This is a genomic window from Marinifilum sp. RC60d5 (assembly GCF_052400665.1).
Lineage (GTDB): Bacteria > Bacteroidota > Bacteroidia > Bacteroidales > Marinifilaceae > JBQTGK01.
Genome location: NZ_JBQTGK010000003.1, coordinates 490,532 through 510,779 on the forward strand (window position 1 = coordinate 490,532; position 20,248 = coordinate 510,779).

Below are 20,248 nucleotides of genomic sequence, written 5' to 3' on the forward strand. Positions count from 1 at the left end.
TTTGTTTGTATGATTAATAAATTAATTCTTGGATTATCACTTTTGATTTTGTGTGCTTGTCAATCGGTACAGAAAGTAGATCGCGAAGCAGATTTCAATTTTGGATGGAAATTTTCGCTCGATAAGCTTAATGATGCTTATGCATTAAATGTAGATGATGCATCATGGAGAGAGGTAAATTTACCTCACGATTGGAGTGTTGAATTTCCATTTGATTCAATAAATGGTGAAGGATGCACAGGATATCTTCCTGGTGGATTAGCTTGGTATCGAAAACACTTTAAAGTGGAGAGTAATCCGAATAAATCAATCTATGTTTTATTCGATGGGGTTTATAATAACTCAGAAGTATGGTTAAACGGGGAAAAGTTAGGAGAGCATCCTAATGGATATACACCATTCTATTTCGATTTAACACCGTATTTAAATAAATCAGGAAAAGATAATGTAATTGCTGTAAAAGTTGATCACACAAGATATGCAGATAGTAGATGGTATTCAGGATCTGGTATTTATAGAAATGTAAAATTAATTACAGTAAATAAACTACACATTCCAATTTGGGGTACTTTCGTAACTACTCCTAAAGTATCTAAAGATGAGGCAACTGTTTCAATCGATGTAAAGGTTTTGAATGAATATAGTAAAATACAATCTTTTAAAGTGAATACAGTTTTTTTTAATCCTAAAGGAATTAAAGTTGGAGAGGTTGTTTCAGATGAATTGAATATAAATAAAGGCGAAACAACTTTAATGCAAACTGTTTCTATTAAAAATCCAGCTTTATGGAGTATTGATACACCTCAACTTTATAAGGCAGTTACTAAAATTGTGCAGGGAAATAAAACTTTGGATACATATAACACAACATTTGGAATTCGCTCTATTCGATTCGATAAGAAAGAAGGGTTTTTCTTAAATGGTGTGAACATGAAAATAAAAGGAGTGTGCCAGCATCACGATGGTGGTTTGGTTGGTGCTGCTGTTCCAAAGGGAGTATGGCGACGTCGTTTAGAGATTTTAAAAGATGGAGGATGTAATGCTCTTCGTATTTCGCACAATCCAGCATCTGAAGAATTGTTAGAATTATGCGATGAAATGGGATTCTTAGTGCAAGATGAGTTTTTCGATGAGTGGGATTATCCAAAAGACAAGCGTTTGAATATGAACGAACGTCATGATGATTATATTACACGCGGATATGCAGAACATTTCCAGGAATGGGCGCAATTTGATTTGAAAAATACGATGTTGGCACATCGTAACCATCCATCTGTATTTCAGTGGAGTATTGGTAACGAAATAGAGTGGACTTACCCAAGAAATAAAAAAGCTACAGGATTTTTCGATAATATGAATTGGCAAGGTGGCTATTTTTGGTCGCAGCCTCCATTTTCAACTGAAAAGATTCGCTCTGTTTACAATAGTTTGCCAGCAAAAGAGCATAATATTGGAGCAACAGCTCAGAAGTTAGCAAAGTGGACAAAAGAATTGGATACAAGTCGCCCAGTAATTGCAAACTGTATTTTACCATCGGCAAGTTTCGAAACCGGTTATGCCGATGCTTTGGATATTGTTGGTTTTAGCTATCGTCGTGTAATGTACGATTATGCAAGAAAGAATTATCCTGATAAAGTGGTAATGGGAACCGAAAATTTAGGACAATGGCACGAGTGGAAAGCAATTGAGGAACGTCCTTTTGTATCGGGTACTTTCCTTTGGACAGGAACGGATTATTTGGGAGAATCAAACGGACAATGGCCACGCAAAGCCACCGAAAGTGGATTGCTTGATTTAGCCGGTTTTGAGAAACCCAATTTCCACATGTACAAAACGCTTTGGCAGGATGATGCTCATATTTATATCTGTGGAAACACACCCGATAAATCGGAATATAAATTGGTAAATAATAAGATTGTTGAGAAAAAGGCAGGCAAGTGGCAAAAGCGTACCTGGGTTTGGTATCCTGTACAAGAACATTGGAATTACCAAAAAGGACAAGATGTTATTGTTGAAGTAATTTCAAATTGCCCAGAGGTTGAATTGTTTTTAAATGGCAAATCATTAGGTTCAAAAAAATTGGTCGATTTCGAAGATCGAATTTACAAATGGTATGTTCCATATCAAGCAGGTAAATTAGAAGCAAAAGGTGTTAAAGATGGCCTAGAAACGTCTTGTCAAATTGTAACATCATCTGCTCCAACAAGTATCGAATTGACAGTTGATAAAATAAGTTTAAATGCCGATGGGTACGAAGTGGCACATATTTTCGCACAACTTTACGATAAAGACAATAATCCTGTGATTGCTGATAATGCTAAAATTACTTTCGATATAGAAGGAGATGTGAAGTTGCTGGGTGTAGATAGTGGTTCGGCCAGAAATACTGAAAATTATCAGTCAAATAGTGTTACAACTCACAAAGGCCGCTGTATGATGATTGTTCAATCTACTACCAAAACTGGTTCTGCGATCATATCTGCATCAGCTAATGAAATTAAGAGTAATTCGATTCAATTATCAATAAAGTAATATATCCTCATCTCTAAAATCAAATTTTCATGAAAAAATATTTTATTATCCTTGCAGGAGCTCTAATTGCCTTGTCTGGGTGTAATGATTGCAAAAAAAATGCATGTCAGATTGATCCTGACACAAGCATTTCTCAAGCAGATATCGATCGTTTGGGAATTACCGATAAAGATCATTTAAGTGCAGCATCGAAGCGTGCATTAAAATGGCCAAACATTGGTAACGATTGGTTTGTTGAATTTCAAACACAGGATTTAAAAGGTGATTTGGCTTACGAGGAAGGTGTTGTTCGTCGCGATCCAAGTGCAATGATTCAACACGATGGGAAATATTATGTGTGGTATACCAAAAGTGTAGGACCAACTGATGGTTTTGGTGGGGATATCGAAAATGGAAAAGTATTTCCCTGGGACAGATGTGATATCTGGTATGCAACATCGAAAGATGGTTGGACCTGGAAAGAAGAAGGTATGGCTGTAGGAAGAGGTGAAAAAGGAGCTTATGATGATCGTTCTGTTTTTACCGTTGAGATTATGGAATACGAAGGAATGTACTATTTGTCTTACCAAACGGTAAAATCACCATATAATGTGCGTGTTAAAAATCAGGTAGGCCTGGCTTGGTCTAATTCTCCTGACGGACCATGGACAAAGAGCAAGGAACCAATTCTAAGTCCTGCAGACAATGGAATTTGGAAAGGCGAGGAGCAAGATCGTCATAAAGTAATTAAGAAAGGTGATTTCGATAGTCATAAAGTCCATGATCCTTGTATTATACCGTTTAAGGGGAAGTTTTACCTTTACTATAAAGGGGAGCAAATGGGAGAAGAAATGACTTTCGGGGGTCGTCAAATTCGTCATGGTGTTGCCATCGCTGATGATCCAAAAGGACCATATGTGAAGTCTCCATACAATCCTATTAGTAATAGTGGACACGAAATTTGTGTTTGGAAATACAATGGTGGTATTGCTTCCTTAATTACTACTGATGGTCCAGAGAAAAATACCATTCAATGGTCGCCTGACGGAATTAACTTTGAAATTATGTCATCGATACCAGGCGCTCCTCATGCAATTGGATTGAACAGAACTGCAGATAACGAAAAAGAGCCAACAGAAATTTTGCGTTGGGGATTAACTCACGAGTATTATACCTACGATTATCAAGCAATTCGTAGGTTTACCTCAGCTACAAAAAAAGTACATACCGCAGCTAGCGACAAAGCTGTAAAAGATAAAAGTCATTAAAATCAAAAATATCAGCAATGAAAGATTTTAAATTGATATTGTTATTGATGTTGTTCCCGTTTTTGACATATAGTCAGCCGGGAACCATCAATTCACATACGGATAATAGTCAGGTGGTTCGTGATTTTAGCGGCTACAAATGGAAAATGAAAATGATGCTGCCGGGAGAGGGGGTAAAGGCAGGATTACACGAACTTCCTCCCGCAGACATTGAAACTTTGGTATGGAATCCGGCAAAAGTTCCAGGTGATGTTTTTACTGATTTATGGAAGGCTGGAGCTATTGAAGATCCTTATTTTGGACGAAATAGTGTGAAAGCACAATGGGTACAGCATTACGAATGGTGGTATTCTTATCAGTTTAATGTAACTGAGGATATTACAGATCAAATTGTACGTATCGATTTTGAAGGTGTTGATTTTAGTTGCGATGTGTGGCTAAATGGAGTTCATTTAGGTCGCCATGAAGGTGCTTTTTCTTCTTTTTCTTTTGATGTAACAGAAGCATTACGCGTAAGCAAGAAAAATATCGAGAGCAAAAACATGCTAATGATCAAACTAGATCCTCCACCACAAGTAAATGCTAAGGTAGCGGGACGTAAAACACCATGGTTTGGCGATTACTGGAGAGATTTGATTCCATTTGGCATTACTCGTAAAATTAAAATGGTTTCAACTGGTAAAGTGCGTATTGAAGATGTGTATGCTAATACAAGTTTAAATAAAGACGGTTCGGCAAATGTTCTAATGGAAGTAGAAGTGGAAAATACCACTGCAAGTCCAAAGGAAATGACTGTTGTAGCTTCAATTGAAGGTAAAAACTTTAAATCAAAAGCTTTAACAGCTGAGATTACGCAAGTTGTTAAACCGGGAATTCATAAAATCAAGAAAAACATTCATGTTAAAAAGCCAGAACTTTGGTGGCCCTGGGATTTAGGGAAACCGAATTTGTATACAGCTAAGGTTTCTTTAAAAGATGGAAAAGTAAATCATGATTTCAATGAAATTACTTTTGGTATTCGTGAAGTGAAAATGAAATGGAATCCTGGATTTACAAGGGATGAAGTAAGTTTTCCAAGGACTACTCTAATCAATGGTAAAGTTCATTTTATTCGTTCTGCCTGTTGGGGAGGACCACCAGATATTTTTGTGGGTAGAACTGCTCCTGGAAAATATGCGAACCTAATTAAATTGGCGAAAGAAGCCAATATGAATAACATTCGTATTTTTGGATGGCATCCACCAGAAATTCCTGAATTTTATGAGTTGTGTAACGAAGCTGGTTTAACGGTTTGGCAGGATATGATTCCTATGGGAACAGGAAATATACCAACCGAGAGAGAGAAAATTAACCTGATCATGGCAGAAGCTGCTTCTGTTATTAAGGAACGAAGAAATCATCCATCTTTAATCATGATGGAAGGTGGAGAGGAGATGTTGCTTCGAACTGCTGATGCACATTTTGGTAGAGCCTTCCTTGAAGAACTTGGCGATACACTTCAAAGCTATGCGAATTTACCTTATGTGCCAGATTCTCCATTAACTTGTGAAGTCTCGCAAGAGGCTGGTTATAAAAAGAAAGAAGCCGTTCACGCTTTGCGTTATTTTTATGGAATGGGACATGCTTTAATGGAAGATTGGTATCAATCTCTGGATTATCCAATTGTTCCTGAATTTGCAATTACTTCGGTGCCATCGGTAGAAAGTTTGAAAAAATTTATTCCGGAAAACGAAATGTGGCCTCCAGGATTAAGTTGGGGACACCATTGGGCAGATTTAGATAGATTAAAAATGCAAAACTGGGATACTTTTGGAGATGAGAAAATCGGTTCATTGGAAGAATTCGTTAATGCTTCGCAAGATGCACAGGGAATTATTTTTCAAAATGGAGTAGAATATTTCCGTCGTCAGAAACCACGTTTAAGTGGGATTGCCTTATGTCACTTTATTACTTACTGGCCAGATATGAAATGGGGAATTGTTGACAATTATCAGCAACCTAAAAGATCATACGATTACGTAAAACGTGCTTATCAGCCACTTTTGGTGAGTTTAAATTTTAAAAAACGCCGTTGGCACACCAACGAGCCTTTTATTGGAGAAATTTGGGTGATAAATGATTTGTACAAGACTTATAAAAATAGTTCTGTACAGCTTACAATAAAAGATGATAAAGGTGCTGTTTTGCATTCCAAGAAAATGGAAATCAGCATAATTAAAGAGAATAGTGCGAACAAGTTTTTCGATATCAACGAAAAAGTTTTAGCGAAAGTTGAAAAGCAATTTACAATAGAACTATCGCTTACCGATAAAAATGGTAAAGAGCTTTCTTTTAATCATTACATGTTGCTGATTGGCGATCAGGCAGCTGCGACTAAGGAATTTAAGCAGATGCAAAATGCGATGCAAAAAAGAAATGGAAAGTACGGTTATGGTAACTATTTCCGTTTTTATGACGATATGACATTTGAAAACGGGAAAGATCATCAAAGTGATGTAGAGCAGCCAAGAGCTAGCGATTACTAAAAATTTAAATATACCATCATTATTACTGCTAAAACAACCCCGTGAAAGCTGTGATAATGGTGGTATTTTGTACTTATCAAAAAAGCATTAATTGAATAGGTATTCGAAATAGGAAGATCCTGATAAATTTAATACGATAAATAAATGAGCTTAATAAAATATAAAATTTGTGTAGCCTTGCTTTTTTGCATTGCATGGGGATCACAATTGAAAGCCCAGGATGTTGATTTTACTTTTATGGATCCATCACTTTCCATAGAAGATAGAACGGAGATATTGGTTTCACAAATGACTTTGGATGAAAAAATCTCTCAGTTGGTAAATCATGCGGAAGCATTGCCTCGATTTAACATTCCTGAATACGATTGGTGGAACGAAGCATTACACGGAATTGCCAGAAATGGAAAAGCCACAGTTTTTCCACAAGGAATTGGCTTAGGGGCAACCTTCGATCCTGAGTTAGCCGAAAGAGTGGCTACCGCAATCTCAACAGAGGCAAGAGCTAAATATCGTATTGCTCAAGAAATGGGTAACAGAGGAAAATATGCAGGTTTAACTTTTTGGACACCTAATGTTAATATTTTTAGAGACCCGAGATGGGGACGTGGACAGGAAACTTATGGTGAAGATCCTTTTTTAATGTCCAAAATTGGTGTTGCTTTTGTAAAAGGCTTACAGGGAAATGATCCTACTTACTTAAAATCGGCAGCTTGTGCGAAACATTATGCTGTACATTCGGGACCAGAAAGTGTGCGTCATCATTTTAATGCAGAGCCCAACAAGCAAGATTTATATGAAACTTACCTGCCTGCATTCGAGGCTTTGGTAAAAGAAGCAAAGGTAGAAGGTGTTATGGCGGCTTACAATGCCGTTTATGGTAAACCTGCATGTGCAAGTCCGTTTTTACTTCAGGATATTCTTCGCGAACAATGGAATTTTGATGGTTACATTACTTCCGATTGTGGAGCAGTAGGTGGCGTAACTTACAAGCAAAAGTATGTGGGAACGCCGGTTGAAGCGGCAGCTGTATCCTTAAAAGCAGGAACGAATTTAAATTGCGGAGGAACATATAAACATTTAAAGAAGGCAGTTGAGCAAGGAATTATCGACGAAGAATTGGTTGATGAAAGAACCAAACAGCTTTTCAAGACACGTTTCAGACTAGGGATGATTGGAACATCGGATGATAATCCATACCTAAATGTTAGTCCTGAAAAAATTCATTGCGATGAGCATGTGCAATTGGCGAGAGAAGTTGCACAAAAATCAATTGTATTGTTGAAAAACAAGAATAATGTTTTGCCACTTTCCAAAGAGATAAAAGTACCCTATGTAACAGGTCCTTTTGCCAATTCTGCCGATATGCTAATTGGAAGCTATTATGGCGTGAGTCCTAATTTAGTGACCATTTTGGAAGGAATTACCGATGCAGTTTCCTTGGGAACATCTTTAAACTATCGTAGCGGTGCACTTCCATTTCAGAAAAATATCAACCCAAAAAACTGGGCGCCAAATGTAGCTGCAGAATCAGATGTAACGATCTGTGTGGTTGGCATTACAGCCGATATGGAAGGTGAAGAAGTAGATGCAATTGCTGCTACTGACACAGGTGATCGTAGAGATTTAAAATTACCAGAGAATCAGATTAATTATATCAAGCAAATTATTGAAGTGAAAAAAGGCCCATTGGTATTGGTGGTAGCCAGTGGTAGTGCAGTTTCACTAGAGGGTATAGAGGAACATTGTGATGCAATTTTACAAATTTGGTATCCTGGCGAACAAGGTGGTAATGCGGTTGCAGATATCCTTTTCGGAGATATTTCTCCATCGGGACACTTGCCTATCACTTTTCCTAAGAATGTGGCTCAGTTGCCTGCTTTCGATGATTATTCGATGAAAGGTCGTACCTATAAGTACATGACTAAGGAGCCTATGTTTCCATTTGGTTTTGGTTTAACTTATTCGACTACATCATTTGAAAATTTGCAAGTAAACCTGGACAAATTAAAATCTAAGGATGATTTAAAAGTTCAGATTGAGGTTGCCAATACGGGAACTTACGATATCAATGAAGTAGTTCAGTTGTATATCAGCCCAAAAAATACTGATGGGAATTTACCTCAAACCAGCTTAAAGGCTTTTGAGAATATTTCCTTGAAAAAAGGAGAAAGAAAAATAGTTGATTTTATTGTTACAGCAGAGCAATTAAAAGTGATTAACGAGGAAGGTAAAAAAGAGTGGAGAAAAGGAGAGTATGAACTTATTCTTGGAAACTCTTCACCATCAGAACTAAGTGTGAAATTGGGTGCTGCGCTTCCTCAAAAGAAACAATTACAATTAAGATAATTAATTGAATTTATATAGATGAAAATAAAAATTATACTTCTATTGATAGCAAACATCATTATTATGGATGCTGCTGCAATACCACCACTACCTCCTGTAGGTAAACGTTGGGTGCGAAACGAGCAATTTTCGGATGAATTTAATGGTACATCACTCGATTTAACAAAGTGGTACGATTATCATCCCAATTGGAAAGGGAGAGAGCCAGGGATCTTTTTGCCTTCTCAGGTTGCTGTTGCTGATGGTTACATGACCATTCGTGGAGGTAAACTGGAAAAAGATACCATAATTGGTTCTCGTACATTCAATATAGCTTGTGGCGCAGTCGTTTCAAGAACAACCGATGCCTGGTTTGGTTATTACGAGTGCAAGTTTAAGGCTGCAAAAACAACAATGTCAACTACTTTTTGGCTGTCTAGTCGTAGTCATTACGATGGTCCTGCAGACTGCAAAGACTCTTATGGTTTAGAATTGGATATTCAGGAATGTATTGGTCGTGAAGGTGATTTTAAAGGAAAATGGTTTGCTAAAGGAATGCATGCCAATTCACACTTCTGGTATCGTGATTGTGAGAAGAAAAATAACGATTTGCGTGCCAAAGAGGTCAAATTTGAAACCGAAGAGTTCTGTTCTGATGCATTCAATACTTATGGTGGCTGGTGGAAAGATGAAAGTACTGCAAGCTTTTATTTTAACAATGGAGAGGCAAAGGAAATGGAGTTTTATTCTGATATAAAGGAAAAGCCATTCGATCATAAAATGGGTTTGAACATGGTGTCGGAAACTTATCCATTCCCATGGATTGAATTACCAAACGATGAAGAATTGGCCGACCCTGAAAAGAACATTTGTTATTACGATTGGGTACGTTCTTATGTATTGGTAGATGTAGATGATTCCAATATGGACGCAAATGTAGATACCAGTGTTAAACTATACAACGAGCAGGTTAACTTGAGTGAAGACTTAAGAGAATTAGTAGCTTCAAAAAAACTGGAAATTCCTCTTACGTATATGGCTAACCAAGATCGTGAGATCTATTTGGAATTACGAAATAAGGACAATAAAGTAGTTGCTAAAACCAATTTCACAGCCTACGCTGGATATGCAAATCTTCTTCATCAGCTAAAGCTAAAAAGAAAGCCAAAAGCAGGAAATTATACCCTTGTAGCAAATATGAAGCCTATTGGTGAAGCGGGCAAAGGAGATATTTCAATAAACAGAACATTAGAACTTAAAATTCAATAAAATATACTTTTAGTATGAGAAACATTATCATTCTTTTATCAATTCTATTTTTCTCTTGTGCATCGCATCAAGATGTAAAAGCGCAACAAGGAGGATTTCCTTTTAAATTGCCGATTAAGAAACCTAATCGAGAGTTAAGCGCTGCAATGGAGCGTAATTATGATGCTTATATGGCACCAATCCCTCAGAATAATGAGCTGTACACACAATTTAAATACACCGAGCTAAAGGGTTTCGATTACAACAATCACAACGGTACGATTTCTCGTCGCGATCCATCAAAAGTAATTTTTGCCAATGGAAAGTACTACGTTTGGTATACTTATCGAAACACGCCAACCCCTCCGCAGGGAGCAGCAAAATGTAACGATACCATTCCATCGAGCGATTGGGATCTTTGCGAGATTTGGTATGCAACCAGCGAAGATGGTTTTACCTGGGAAGAGCAAGGTGTTGCTGTTCCACGCCCACCAAAACCAAATGTAGGATGGAGATCAGTTTCCACGACAGATATTTTGGAATGGAAAGGAAAATATTACCTGTACTACCAGGGTTTTATGCAAGCCAGTGGAAAGCGTGGTGACGATTGCCCGGTGGCAGTTTCTTATGCCGATTCTCCTGATGGACCATGGACGCCATACAATAAAATTGTGATTCCGAACGGAGCAGAAGGAGAATGGGATCAGTATTCAATTCATGATCCGTACCCATTGGTTTACAAAGGGAAAATTTACTTGTACTACAAGTCGGATGCGAATGGACAACCTAACTTGATTCGTATGCAAGGTTTGGCAACTGCCGATAATCCATTGGGACCATTTACAAAATGTCCGTTGAACCCGGTTATCAACTCAGGACATGAAACAACGCTTTTCCCATTTAAAGAAGGAATTGCTGCCTTGGTTATTCGTGATGGGAATGAGCACAATACCATTCAGTATGCCGAAGATGGTGTGAATTTTAACATTGCATCTATTGTATCCTTAATGCCGAATGCAGGTGGACCGTTTATTCCTGATGCTTTTACCGATACAAAAGATGGTAGAGGAATTACATGGGGAATTTCGCATTTAACTACAGTTACAACATGGAAAGAGAATCATGCAATTTTATTGCGTTTCGATTGCGATTTAAGTCAGGATGTGCATGACGAAGGGATGAAGAGAAATCATATTTACTACAAGCCAGAACATTATTACAAACATGGTTTGAATGCAAAACAGAAAGCTCGTATTCTTGAAGAGAATAAAGAATTAAAAAAGAAGAATTAAACTTTAGTAAATAATGCGAATCCAGAGTTGATCTAAAGTGCTAATGCAATGAAAGCAGCAGCTAACCTGCCAAAAGTATGTATCATTAATCCTTTTGTAGATCTGACTTTACTAGCTTTTTGAATATCTGTTTTTTCAATTAACCAATTGAATATTGCCTCAACAGGTTGCCTAATTCTGGATACTGCCGTTGAGAATAAATCATCGGCAGCTTTAATTCTCTGTTTTATTACATCTGGCATTCCTTTTACCCCTTTGATTGGAGCAAGAATTATCAATTATTTCTTTTAATGCCAGAGACAAAATTGAAGAAAAGGTAAAAGCTATAATTAAGGAGAAGGAAATGAATTGGAAACACGCTTATGCTACAGATAAGGTAATTACCATTTTTAATGAGAATAATAGATTTCCTCATGCGGTTCTAATCGACAAAGACAATAAAGTGGTGTTAACAGGTAATCCTCATCAAATAGTGGAAGAAATTGAACAAATTGTCTCTGGAGAAATAAGTATAGAAGAATAAATAGCAATAGATTATTTAAGATAAAACCTGATTGGCTTCTGTTTCAATCAGGTTTTATTTTTAACTCTTAAGGCTTAAGAAAATTTCCATACTTTTCTCTTGCTATGAAAACTTACAGTATTTTTGCAATTCAAAATACTTAACAAGCGTTTAAGTAATCCATTTTATAAATTGAAAGAAGTTTTTTATGGTAAAGAAGATTTTACTGCTAGGTTCGGGAGAACTTGGAAAGGAGTTTGTAATTGCTGCTCAGCGTTTGGGGCAAACTGTAATTGCAGTAGATAGTTATGAAGGCGCACCTGCCATGCAAGTTGCTGATGATTTTGAAATTATTAATATGTTGGATGGTGATGCGCTGGATGCAATTGTAGCCAAACATCAGCCAGATTTAATTGTACCTGAAATTGAGGCAATTCGTACCGAGCGTTTTTACGATTACGAAAAACAGGGAATTCAAGTGGTGCCAAGTGCGAAAGCTGCAAACTTTACTATGGATCGCAGAGCAATTCGCGATTTGGCTGCTAAAGATTTGGGAATCCGTACTGCAAAATATTTGTATGCAGCTTCATTGGACGAAATGTATACTGCTGTTGAAAAAGTGGGCATGCCTTGTGTGGTAAAGCCATTAATGTCTTCATCAGGAAAAGGACAGTCGGTAATTAAATGCCATAATGATATTGCTAAGGCATGGGAAATTGCGGGATCGAAAGGTCGTGGCGACTCTGGTGATGTTATTGTGGAAGCATTCGTAAAGTTTACTTCTGAGATTACAATTTTAACCGTTACTCAAAAAAATGGATCAACCTTATTTTGTCCACCCATTGGGCATGTACAGGAACGTGGCGATTACCAACAAAGCTGGCAACCGGCAGTAGTTTCCGATGCGGATATAAAAGTTGCTCAGGATATGGCAGAAAAGGTTACAGCATCTTTAACAGGGGCAGGACTTTGGGGCGTAGAATTCTTTGTTTGTGAGGATGGAATTGTATTTTCAGAATTATCTCCTCGTCCACACGATACAGGAATGGTTACCCTTGCCGGAACACAGAATTTTAGTGAATTTGAATTGCATTGTCGCGCTGTATTGGGGTTACCAATTCCCGAGATTACATTGGAAAGAGTAGGAGCCAGTGCTGTTATTCTTGCCGATAAAGAAGGTAAGAATCCTTATTTCGAAGGTGTGGAGAAAGCTGCCATTTATCCAAAATCAGATTTGCGTTTCTTTGGAAAACCAACAACACGCCAATATAGAAGAATGGGTATCACATTGGCTTATAATACTGTTGGTTCTAATGTGTTTACCTGTGTAGATCAGGCCAAAGAAATGGCCAATCTTGTTACGGTTAAGAATCAGTAAGATATATCTTAAAATAAAAGAAAATAGGAGAGGATGTTCAATTTAAGAACATCTTTTCTTATAAAGAAAAGTTTGCAGCATTTAAATAGGAGATAAAAATACTAGGAGTAGTAAAGAATGTTTAGTAAGTATTCTTCGCAGGTCGATTATTTTGCAAAGAATACTTAAAAACTTAGTTATTATTCTCTTGTGTGATAGAATACACCTCTTTCTTGCTGTATGCTTTTAATTTTACCATCAGCTTCGAGTACATCAAGATATTTATTTACTTCATTTACGTGTAAACCTAAAATCTTACTTAAATCGTCTAGTGTACAAGGTCTTCGTGCAATTGTTTCTATAATTGCTGTCTCGGTATCGCTTCTGTACGATTGAATATTTTTTCGTTCTGGTGCTGCTGCTATAATTTCCACATTATCCAGATTCCAAAAGTTAACAATTTCCTGAAGTTCATTTTTAGTAGCACCTCTTAAATTTGCCACTACTCCCGGGCGATCTAAGGTGTTAAGCTGAACAGAATCAGGATTAATTTTTAGAATGGCATTTTTTAGTTTTGTAAGTTCATTTATAGCATTGTTGTAATCTGGTAATATGAAGATTTCGAGCCAAATTTTACCTTTAAATTCTTTACGAAGATCAATTAATCCTTGTATGTATTTAGTAATATTTATTTCATTGGCAGGTCTGTTAATTTTTTGAAAAACAGATTCTGTCGCTGCATCAAGAGATGGAAGAATTACGTCGGCCTTAAGAATGGCTTCTCTGGCTTTTTTATTGTAAAGAAGAGTGCCATTGGTTAAAACTGCGACAGGAATATTAGGCTTTTTTTGCTTAATAAAATCTAAAATTTCCCCTATACGAATATTTAATGTAGGTTCTCCCGATCCTGAAAAAGTAATATAATCGGGATCGGGATTAGTTTCGAAATACTTGTTTAATTCGTCTTTTATTTTGTCGAACTTAATGTATTCTTTTTGCTCTGTTGTTAGTTTTGTAGTTTTGCCTACTTCGCAGTAAACACAATCTAAAGAACATACTTTTTTAGGTACCAAATCAACACCTAAGGACATGCCTAATCTTCGTGAAGGAACTGGGCCAAATAAATATTTATACATGATGCTAAATTTCTTATATTCAATTAAGTGTTTGTCTGTTAAAGACAATAAATTCTATGATTTTCGGGCTGATTAGCTTATTTAATCATATTGTAATCTAATTTCTTTGCTTTTTAATGTTGGAATAATGAAATTCTGCCACTCTGGAGTATCCCAGGATTCTAGATTCTTATGAGTGATATAGTATTTTTGAGGAATAGGATGGGTTCCGATTACAACTTTTATTTTATATTTTTCTTCAATAAATCTTTTAAAATAAGATATGTAAGGACAAGGAGGATATCCAACTACAAAACCTGTTGCAAAATGTATCACTTCTGCACCATTTTTAATCATTTCCTCAGGAGCATATTCCAGATTTCCGCCAGGACAGCCGCCACAACTTGTATAACCAACAATTTCGAGGGGTTCATCTTTACTGTATATGTCAAAAGCACCTTCTCGCTTTTGCATTGATTTAAAACATTTACCTCCTGCACAATTTTTGTATCGATCGCAAATAAATATACCTACTTTCATTTTATTAAGCTCCTATGTTAATTCATATATAGTTTATAAAAATTTAATTCTATTTTTTTTTGTATGCTATATAAGTTATGTTCTATACAAAAAATAGATTTTTTAGTCAACTTACTTAGTACAAGTGTAGATGAAATTTACGAATTTTTACAATTGTTAGCGAATTATAAGGGTGATATTTTAATAAATGTCTATTAATCTACATATCAAATAAATAGAATGGTAAATATTTTCATTTAGTCTTTACTATTGTTCTTTAAAAAGTTGTAGTATTGAGATTATTCTCAATATAATTATTTGTTTTATCACGAATCTCTTTATAAATTTAGCTTTTCAGAAGAGGGTTGTTGATAATATAGTTAATTGTTATGTATAGTTATTATTGATGATTTGTATTCTTGTATTGATACATAAATGATATGGAAGACGTAAAAAATAGAATTTTAAACTGCACTGCTTGTAACCTGTCAAAAACGCGTAAGAATGCAATATGGGGTGAAGGAAATATAAATGCTGACATTTTATTAATTGGTGAGGCTCCGGGAGCGTATGAAGATAGTACGGGAAGGCCCTTTGTTGGTAAATCGGGACAATTATTAGATAAGATTTTAGCAGCCTGCGGTTTTAACAGACAGGAACATGTTTTTTTAAGTAATGTTATTCGTTGCAGGCCGCCACAAAATAGAACTCCACAAAACGAAGAGGTAGAGGCATGTATTCCTTTTTTGTTTGAGCAAATAGAGCTTGTAAATCCTAAAATTATTATTCTTTTGGGTGCAACAGCCCTTAAACGTTTCTTTAAAAACGATAATATGAGGATAACAAAATGTCGAGGTGAATGGATAGAGTGGAAAAATCGTTTAGTTATGCCCGTATATCATCCATCGGCATTGTTGCGTAATCCTGGCTTAAAACGTGAAACATGGACCGATTTTAAGAAAGTTGTTCTCAAGTATCGCGAAATTGTTAATGCAGATCATTATTCGGCACATGTTTAAATGCGAACCTAATTTTTTGTGTGAATATTATAAGTTGGAAATTTTTAGTTTAAACTATTACTATTAGATAACTTCTTCTATTGCGGTTCTTATCTCATTAATATTAAAAGGCTTTCTGAAATATTTTAATATGAGTTGACTTTCGATTGCCCATTTCATTTCAGTGGTTATATTAAAGCCTGTTAAAATAAAATATTTCTTATCGCTGTAAGTTTCTTTTGCTTTATTTATAAATTCAAGTCCATTCATCTTAGGCATCTTCATATCGCTTATAACCACTTTAATATCAGGATATTTTTGTAAATACTCCAGGCCTTTTTCCCCACTACAGGCTGTTAGTACATTATAATTATCTTCAAAATTATACAAGAATAATTCCAGATTAATAGGTTCATCATCGATATATAAAATTTGTGTTTTAGTATTCATAGATTAAAAATTAATAAGTAATTGGGAATGTAATTGTTGCGATTGTTCCTTTGTTTAATTCTGATGTAAATTCAATAGTACCTTGATGTTCTTTTATTATGTTGTAGCTTATTGATAATCCAAGTCCAATTCCTTTTCCAGGGTCTTTTGTGGTGAAAAAAGGATCAAATATTTGAGAAATATGTTCTAGATTTATACCACATCCATTGTCCGAAATGAGAATGACTATTGTATCCTCTTGCTTTTCTGTTTTTATATTGATAATTCCATTTTTATCAATTGCTTGTACTGCATTTAAAAGAATATTTATAAAAGCCTGATGTAATTTTCCTTCATTGCCTTTAGTTAAAAGTCTATGACTGTTGTAATCCTTTTCTATGCTGATGTTATTACTATATTTGCTTTTTAAAATTAGCAGACAATTATCCATAATAGTATGAATATCACATTCTTCATTATATTCTTTACTATCTCGGCTAAAATGATTTAGTCCCTGAACAATTTCGGATGTACGGTCGATGCCAGTGCGTAATGCTTTTAAAAGAACTGCTACTTTTTGTTGGTGTTCAGGTAAGCTCGATGAGAAGAAAGAGTTTAAACCAAGATAAGCACCATTTATAAAATTTAGAGGGTTATTAATTTCGTGTGCTACACCAGCAGTAAGTACTCCTAGGGAGGCCATTTTTTCCGATTGAACCAACTGAGCTTGTGCTTTCTTTAATTCGTTTAAGCTAATTCGAATTTCCTCTTTTTGGTGATTAATTATCTTGTTTTTATTGGATAAACGGGAATATAATACAATAAGGATTAAGAGTACTCCGGCTATCATTAATATAAGAATAGCAATGTTTGAAGAAGTTTTAAACTCTGTAACCAATGGAGTTTTAATAATCTCTATTGCCGGAATTTCATTAACTTTCCAGTCAAATCCGCTATTCCAATTGTAGTATTTTGTTAATTCTTTTGGAGCATTTTCTTTTTTTCCATGGCAGACTAAGCATTCATTTGTAATTCGTAAAAATGGTTTAGCATAATACAGTTGTTTAATTCCATTATCAGTAATAATTCCTGTATATTTTTGAATGGTAGAATCAGCATTAAACATATCAATTAAACGAACCTCCAAACTATCGGCTAAATTAATAGTGTTACGTGGATTTTTTGAAGCCAATCGATATTCTACTGTTGGTAGTTGGTTCAAATTACGTATATAATTATACTGATTAAATATATGCCGTGTAATAAAGGATGATGAAAGTAAATCGGGAGAGTAAAATTCCTTAGGTAATTTATTATCTGCTTTTAGTTGATACATTGCCGGATGCATTTCCTTTTGCACATAATGGTGCAGAGCTTCGGCCTCTAATAGTACTCCCTGAATACGTGCTTCGGCTTGCTTAACAACATATTTTCGGCTTATAATAATACCCAGAATCGCAAGCATAATGATGAGCAGAATACTAACAATAACAATAATGAGATTAGTTTTTTGATTTGAGAAGTTATGGTTAAGTGTACTACCGTTCATAAAATAAATAGAAATCTACAGGTTGTTATTGTTTAGTCAATTAAAGCTAACAAACTTATTGGACAAATCAAGAAATAAAAATTAGTAACCTAATAATTATAAATGACATTCTAAGATTGAATATAGCTGTTAACGCGTTCTGTTGGTTTACGGTAAAGATCTTTAAAAGTTATTCTTTCTATATTAATTATTATAAGAAGATAGATTCACTAGCCTAATGCATGAGTAGCTTTATATTATTTTGGATAATCAGTGAAAGAGAAATGTAGTTTTTGTATGGTGTAATTGAATGTAATTGTATGCTAATACATAAATTTATTATTTAGTAGTCTAAAAGATATCTATTATCATTATTACAGAGGCGACTAGTTGAGTAGTTGCAAATAGGTATTTTAAATTTTTAGGTTTTGATTTTAATGCCATTTTTGCACCTGCAAATGCACCAATTATACCTCCCAGTGCTAAAGGAATAGCTAACCCAAAGTCGAAAAGGCCGGCACTTAAGTGACCAAAAAATCCGGCGGCAGCCGAAATGCTTACTAAAGTAGTTGATGTACCAACTGCAATGTGCATAGGTATATTCATACTTAGAAGCATTAATGGTACTAAAAAAGAACCTCCCGAAACACCAACCATTCCCGAAATAAGACCGGTAAGTAATACAATTGGAACGGTTACCAGTAAGTTAATATAAAATGCCTCATTATTAGATTTTATTGAAAGAATCCATCTGTGGTGGGTTTTTAATTTTTGCTTTGGTTTTTTGAGCATTAAAACAGCTGCAAGAAACATAAGTACAGCAAAAATTGCTTTAAGTAATTTTTCGCTAAAATACTGACCCAAATAGCCACCAAGTAGTGCTGATACAAAAATTAATGAACCCAGTAGAAGTGTTAAACTCCAATTGTTCATTTTTTGCTTGCTAAAAAGAATGGCTGCTACTAGCGATGAACACATTAAAATAAATTGCCCTGTAGAGGCTGATATGTTCATGCTTATTCCTGATAGTACTAAACTAAGTACATAGAAATTACCACCGCCTCGTCCGGTCATGGTCATAAAAAATGCGATAAGCATAATTAGAATCGTTAGTATCCAAATGTCCATTATTTAGTACTTAATTTTTTGTATATTTTTCCTGGCATTATGGCAGCAAGTAGTGGTGGGTAACCTCCTGGTATTATTTTTATATTTTGATATCCTTTACTTTTTAAATAGGCAAAAACAATACTTGCTCTAACACCAGCCGAACAAAAAATTCCTACAGTTTTATCTGTTGGTATTTCATTTCTTCTTTTAGGAATTTCGTTTGTTGGTATTTCTAAAACTTCGCAATAATGACTTAAGGATAATTTTAATGTGTCGGTTTCTTCCTTTGCTCTTACATCTAAAAATACTGTATTTTCAGTTCCAAGAAATGTTTCTGCTTCCATTTTGTGTTGCCCTGTTCCAAAATATTGAAAGTCTAATTCACTAATTACTTTTTCAATTTCGTTCATACTACTTCTCTTTATATTTGGCCAAATAGCCAAATAGGATCGCAAATTTTTTTATTTTTTATTGATTACTCTTATTGCACAATTCATAAATTCAAGAATGCAAGGGATTGCTAAATGGTAGTAAATATAATTCTTCTCTTTTTCACCTTTAATTATTTTATGTTTTTTTAAAATATCAAGATGCTTTGATATGGTTGAAATATCAACTCCAACTAATTTGGTAATTTCGTTAACAGACATTTTTTTGTCTTTCACAGCTTCAATAATGAATAAGCGTGTAGGATGTGCTAAAGCTTTAAAAAGCTCAGCTTTTTCCGAAAATTCTTTTTCAATATTTTTGTTCATAGTCACTATTTCTGTTAAGGATGCTTACTCTGCAATTCCATTTTTTTTCGATAATCATAATTGTAAATAAATACTACAATAAAAAATCTATTTGGCTAAATTACCAAATAGATCTTATTTTGCAAAAATATATTATGTATTTTACAAGCTGCCTTTCAAAATCTTTGTTTGTAAACAAAAAATCTACATTTTCTAATGATTGATAAAAAGTTATATTTGCGACGGAATTAAATAATAGAATTAATGATTGATACTTTAGAACAGGGATTTTTTGGGATAGGAATTCAAAATGGTAAAACACCAGAAAATTTAGGCGTTTTATGGCGATCGGCACAGAATATGGGAGCCAGCTTTATATTTACTGTTGGCAAACGCTATGCAAAACAGGCTTGCGATACCCATAAAGCAACTGGTGCAATGCCTTATTTTCATTATGAGAATTTCGAGGATTTTTATGAACACCTACCTAAAGGAGCTGTTTTGGTTGGTGTGGAGCTCGACGAGAGAGCTGTACCTCTGGAAGAATATAAGCATCCTCGCAGGTGTGTATATTTATTGGGTGCAGAAGATCATGGTTTAACAAAAAATGCAATAGAGAAATCACACCATCTGGTAAAGTTCGATACTCGTTTGAGTGTGAATGTTTCTGTAGCTGGCAGTATTATTATGTACGACCGTAATTTAAAACTAAAGTTGGGCGAAACACTCTACTAATCTTAATTGTATGGACATTACGCATCAATTAGTTTACAGTGTGCAGGAGTCG

The 20,248-nt window shown here is 35.2% G+C and carries 18 protein-coding genes; 10 read left to right on the plus strand and 8 right to left on the minus strand.

What is annotated here, in order from left to right:
• The first annotated feature begins 9 nt into the window (after positions 1–9).
• From ACT3CE_RS09615 to ACT3CE_RS09640, 6 genes are all read left to right on the plus strand, one after another.
• Entirely contained in the window at positions 10–2,532 is a 2,523-nt protein-coding gene (locus tag ACT3CE_RS09615) for a sugar-binding domain-containing protein (protein WP_444709553.1), read from the plus strand.
• A 29-nt stretch (positions 2,533–2,561) separates the two neighbouring features.
• Complete coding sequence (locus tag ACT3CE_RS09620) at positions 2,562–3,779, plus strand: glycoside hydrolase family 117 protein (protein ID WP_444709554.1); 1,218 nt, start codon at positions 2,562–2,564, stop codon at positions 3,777–3,779.
• A 17-nt stretch (positions 3,780–3,796) separates the two neighbouring features.
• Complete coding sequence (locus ACT3CE_RS09625) at positions 3,797–6,304, plus strand: glycosyl hydrolase 2 galactose-binding domain-containing protein (RefSeq protein WP_444709555.1); 2,508 nt, start codon at positions 3,797–3,799, stop codon at positions 6,302–6,304.
• Positions 6,305–6,448: 144 nt separating this feature from the next.
• Entirely contained in the window at positions 6,449–8,650 is a 2,202-nt protein-coding gene (locus ACT3CE_RS09630; protein WP_444709556.1) for a glycoside hydrolase family 3 C-terminal domain-containing protein, read from the plus strand.
• A gap of 18 nt (positions 8,651–8,668) precedes the next feature.
• Entirely contained in the window at positions 8,669–9,898 is a 1,230-nt protein-coding gene (locus ACT3CE_RS09635) for a hypothetical protein (RefSeq protein WP_444709557.1), read from the plus strand.
• Positions 9,899–9,912: 14 nt separating this feature from the next.
• The gene (locus tag ACT3CE_RS09640) at positions 9,913–11,169 is read left to right on the plus strand and encodes a glycoside hydrolase family 117 protein (RefSeq protein WP_444709558.1); all 1,257 of its coding nucleotides are present in this window, start codon (positions 9,913–9,915) and stop codon (positions 11,167–11,169) included.
• A 32-nt stretch (positions 11,170–11,201) separates the two neighbouring features.
• Here the strand turns inward: ACT3CE_RS09640 and ACT3CE_RS09645 are convergent, their stop codons facing one another.
• Complete coding sequence (locus ACT3CE_RS09645) at positions 11,202–11,447, minus strand: hypothetical protein (RefSeq protein ID WP_444709559.1); 246 nt, start codon at positions 11,445–11,447, stop codon at positions 11,202–11,204.
• 65 nt (positions 11,448–11,512) lie between these two features.
• Between ACT3CE_RS09645 and ACT3CE_RS09650 the strand changes: the two genes are divergently transcribed.
• Together ACT3CE_RS09650 and purT are read left to right on the plus strand one after the other, a co-directional pair.
• Entirely contained in the window at positions 11,513–11,692 is a 180-nt protein-coding gene (locus tag ACT3CE_RS09650; RefSeq protein WP_444709560.1) for a hypothetical protein, read from the plus strand.
• A 187-nt stretch (positions 11,693–11,879) separates the two neighbouring features.
• A complete protein-coding gene (gene purT / locus ACT3CE_RS09655) occupies positions 11,880–13,049 on the plus strand; it encodes a formate-dependent phosphoribosylglycinamide formyltransferase (protein ID WP_444709561.1) in 1,170 nt (389 codons plus the stop codon).
• 179 nt (positions 13,050–13,228) lie between these two features.
• Here purT and ACT3CE_RS09660 read toward each other — a convergent pair whose 3' ends face one another.
• Together ACT3CE_RS09660 and ACT3CE_RS09665 are read right to left on the minus strand one after the other, a co-directional pair.
• The gene (locus ACT3CE_RS09660) at positions 13,229–14,164 is read right to left on the minus strand and encodes a radical SAM protein (RefSeq protein ID WP_444709562.1); all 936 of its coding nucleotides are present in this window, start codon (positions 14,162–14,164) and stop codon (positions 13,229–13,231) included.
• Between the two features lie 81 nt (positions 14,165–14,245).
• The gene (locus ACT3CE_RS09665) at positions 14,246–14,683 is read right to left on the minus strand and encodes a CGGC domain-containing protein (RefSeq protein WP_444709563.1); all 438 of its coding nucleotides are present in this window, start codon (positions 14,681–14,683) and stop codon (positions 14,246–14,248) included.
• Positions 14,684–15,102: 419 nt separating this feature from the next.
• Here ACT3CE_RS09665 and ACT3CE_RS09670 point away from each other — a divergent pair, with 419 nt between their 5' ends.
• On the plus strand, positions 15,103–15,681 hold the full coding sequence (locus tag ACT3CE_RS09670; protein WP_444709564.1) for a uracil-DNA glycosylase: 579 nt from the start codon (positions 15,103–15,105) through the stop codon (positions 15,679–15,681).
• 63 nt (positions 15,682–15,744) lie between these two features.
• On the opposite strand, the gene ACT3CE_RS09675 is transcribed toward ACT3CE_RS09670, so the two are convergent.
• From ACT3CE_RS09675 to ACT3CE_RS09695, 5 genes are all read right to left on the minus strand, one after another.
• Entirely contained in the window at positions 15,745–16,110 is a 366-nt protein-coding gene (locus tag ACT3CE_RS09675) for a response regulator (protein ID WP_444709565.1), read from the minus strand.
• A 10-nt stretch (positions 16,111–16,120) separates the two neighbouring features.
• Positions 16,121–17,638, minus strand: coding sequence for a c-type heme family protein (locus ACT3CE_RS09680; protein ID WP_444709566.1), 1,518 nt, complete (start codon positions 17,636–17,638; stop codon positions 16,121–16,123).
• Positions 17,639–17,968: 330 nt separating this feature from the next.
• On the minus strand, positions 17,969–18,745 hold the full coding sequence (locus ACT3CE_RS09685) for a sulfite exporter TauE/SafE family protein (protein WP_444709567.1): 777 nt from the start codon (positions 18,743–18,745) through the stop codon (positions 17,969–17,971).
• Positions 18,745–19,137, minus strand: a complete 393-nt coding sequence (locus ACT3CE_RS09690; protein ID WP_444709568.1) for a rhodanese-like domain-containing protein — start codon at positions 19,135–19,137, stop codon at positions 18,745–18,747. Before ACT3CE_RS09690 ends, ACT3CE_RS09685 begins: the two co-directional genes overlap by 1 nt.
• 51 nt (positions 19,138–19,188) lie before the next feature.
• Positions 19,189–19,482, minus strand: coding sequence for an ArsR/SmtB family transcription factor (locus ACT3CE_RS09695; RefSeq protein ID WP_444709569.1), 294 nt, complete (start codon positions 19,480–19,482; stop codon positions 19,189–19,191).
• A 243-nt stretch (positions 19,483–19,725) separates the two neighbouring features.
• Between ACT3CE_RS09695 and ACT3CE_RS09700 the strand changes: the two genes are divergently transcribed.
• Positions 19,726–20,196, plus strand: a complete 471-nt coding sequence (locus tag ACT3CE_RS09700; RefSeq protein WP_444709570.1) for an RNA methyltransferase — start codon at positions 19,726–19,728, stop codon at positions 20,194–20,196.
• Positions 20,197–20,248: the final 52 nt, after the last annotated feature.

Excerpts from the sequence above, each read along its gene's own strand:
- ACT3CE_RS09615 (WP_444709553.1), top strand. The coding sequence starts at position 10 with ATGATTAATAAATTAATTCTTGGATTATCACTTTTGATTTTGTGTGCT.
- ACT3CE_RS09620 (WP_444709554.1), top strand. The coding sequence starts at position 2,562 with ATGAAAAAATATTTTATTATCCTTGCAGGAGCTCTAATTGCCTTGTCT.
- ACT3CE_RS09625 (WP_444709555.1), top strand. The coding sequence starts at position 3,797 with ATGAAAGATTTTAAATTGATATTGTTATTGATGTTGTTCCCGTTTTTG.
- ACT3CE_RS09630 (WP_444709556.1), top strand. The coding sequence starts at position 6,449 with ATGAGCTTAATAAAATATAAAATTTGTGTAGCCTTGCTTTTTTGCATT.
- ACT3CE_RS09635 (WP_444709557.1), top strand. The coding sequence starts at position 8,669 with ATGAAAATAAAAATTATACTTCTATTGATAGCAAACATCATTATTATG.
- ACT3CE_RS09640 (WP_444709558.1), top strand. The coding sequence starts at position 9,913 with ATGAGAAACATTATCATTCTTTTATCAATTCTATTTTTCTCTTGTGCA.
- ACT3CE_RS09650 (WP_444709560.1), top strand. The coding sequence starts at position 11,513 with ATGAATTGGAAACACGCTTATGCTACAGATAAGGTAATTACCATTTTT.
- purT (WP_444709561.1), top strand. The coding sequence starts at position 11,880 with ATGGTAAAGAAGATTTTACTGCTAGGTTCGGGAGAACTTGGAAAGGAG.
- ACT3CE_RS09660 (WP_444709562.1), bottom strand. The coding sequence starts at position 14,164 with ATGTATAAATATTTATTTGGCCCAGTTCCTTCACGAAGATTAGGCATG.
- ACT3CE_RS09665 (WP_444709563.1), bottom strand. The coding sequence starts at position 14,683 with ATGAAAGTAGGTATATTTATTTGCGATCGATACAAAAATTGTGCAGGA.
- ACT3CE_RS09670 (WP_444709564.1), top strand. The coding sequence starts at position 15,103 with ATGGAAGACGTAAAAAATAGAATTTTAAACTGCACTGCTTGTAACCTG.
- ACT3CE_RS09675 (WP_444709565.1), bottom strand. The coding sequence starts at position 16,110 with ATGAATACTAAAACACAAATTTTATATATCGATGATGAACCTATTAAT.
- ACT3CE_RS09680 (WP_444709566.1), bottom strand. The coding sequence starts at position 17,638 with ATGAACGGTAGTACACTTAACCATAACTTCTCAAATCAAAAAACTAAT.
- ACT3CE_RS09685 (WP_444709567.1), bottom strand. The coding sequence starts at position 18,745 with ATGGACATTTGGATACTAACGATTCTAATTATGCTTATCGCATTTTTT.
- ACT3CE_RS09690 (WP_444709568.1), bottom strand. The coding sequence starts at position 19,137 with ATGAACGAAATTGAAAAAGTAATTAGTGAATTAGACTTTCAATATTTT.
- ACT3CE_RS09695 (WP_444709569.1), bottom strand. The coding sequence starts at position 19,482 with ATGAACAAAAATATTGAAAAAGAATTTTCGGAAAAAGCTGAGCTTTTT.
- ACT3CE_RS09700 (WP_444709570.1), top strand. The coding sequence starts at position 19,726 with ATGATTGATACTTTAGAACAGGGATTTTTTGGGATAGGAATTCAAAAT.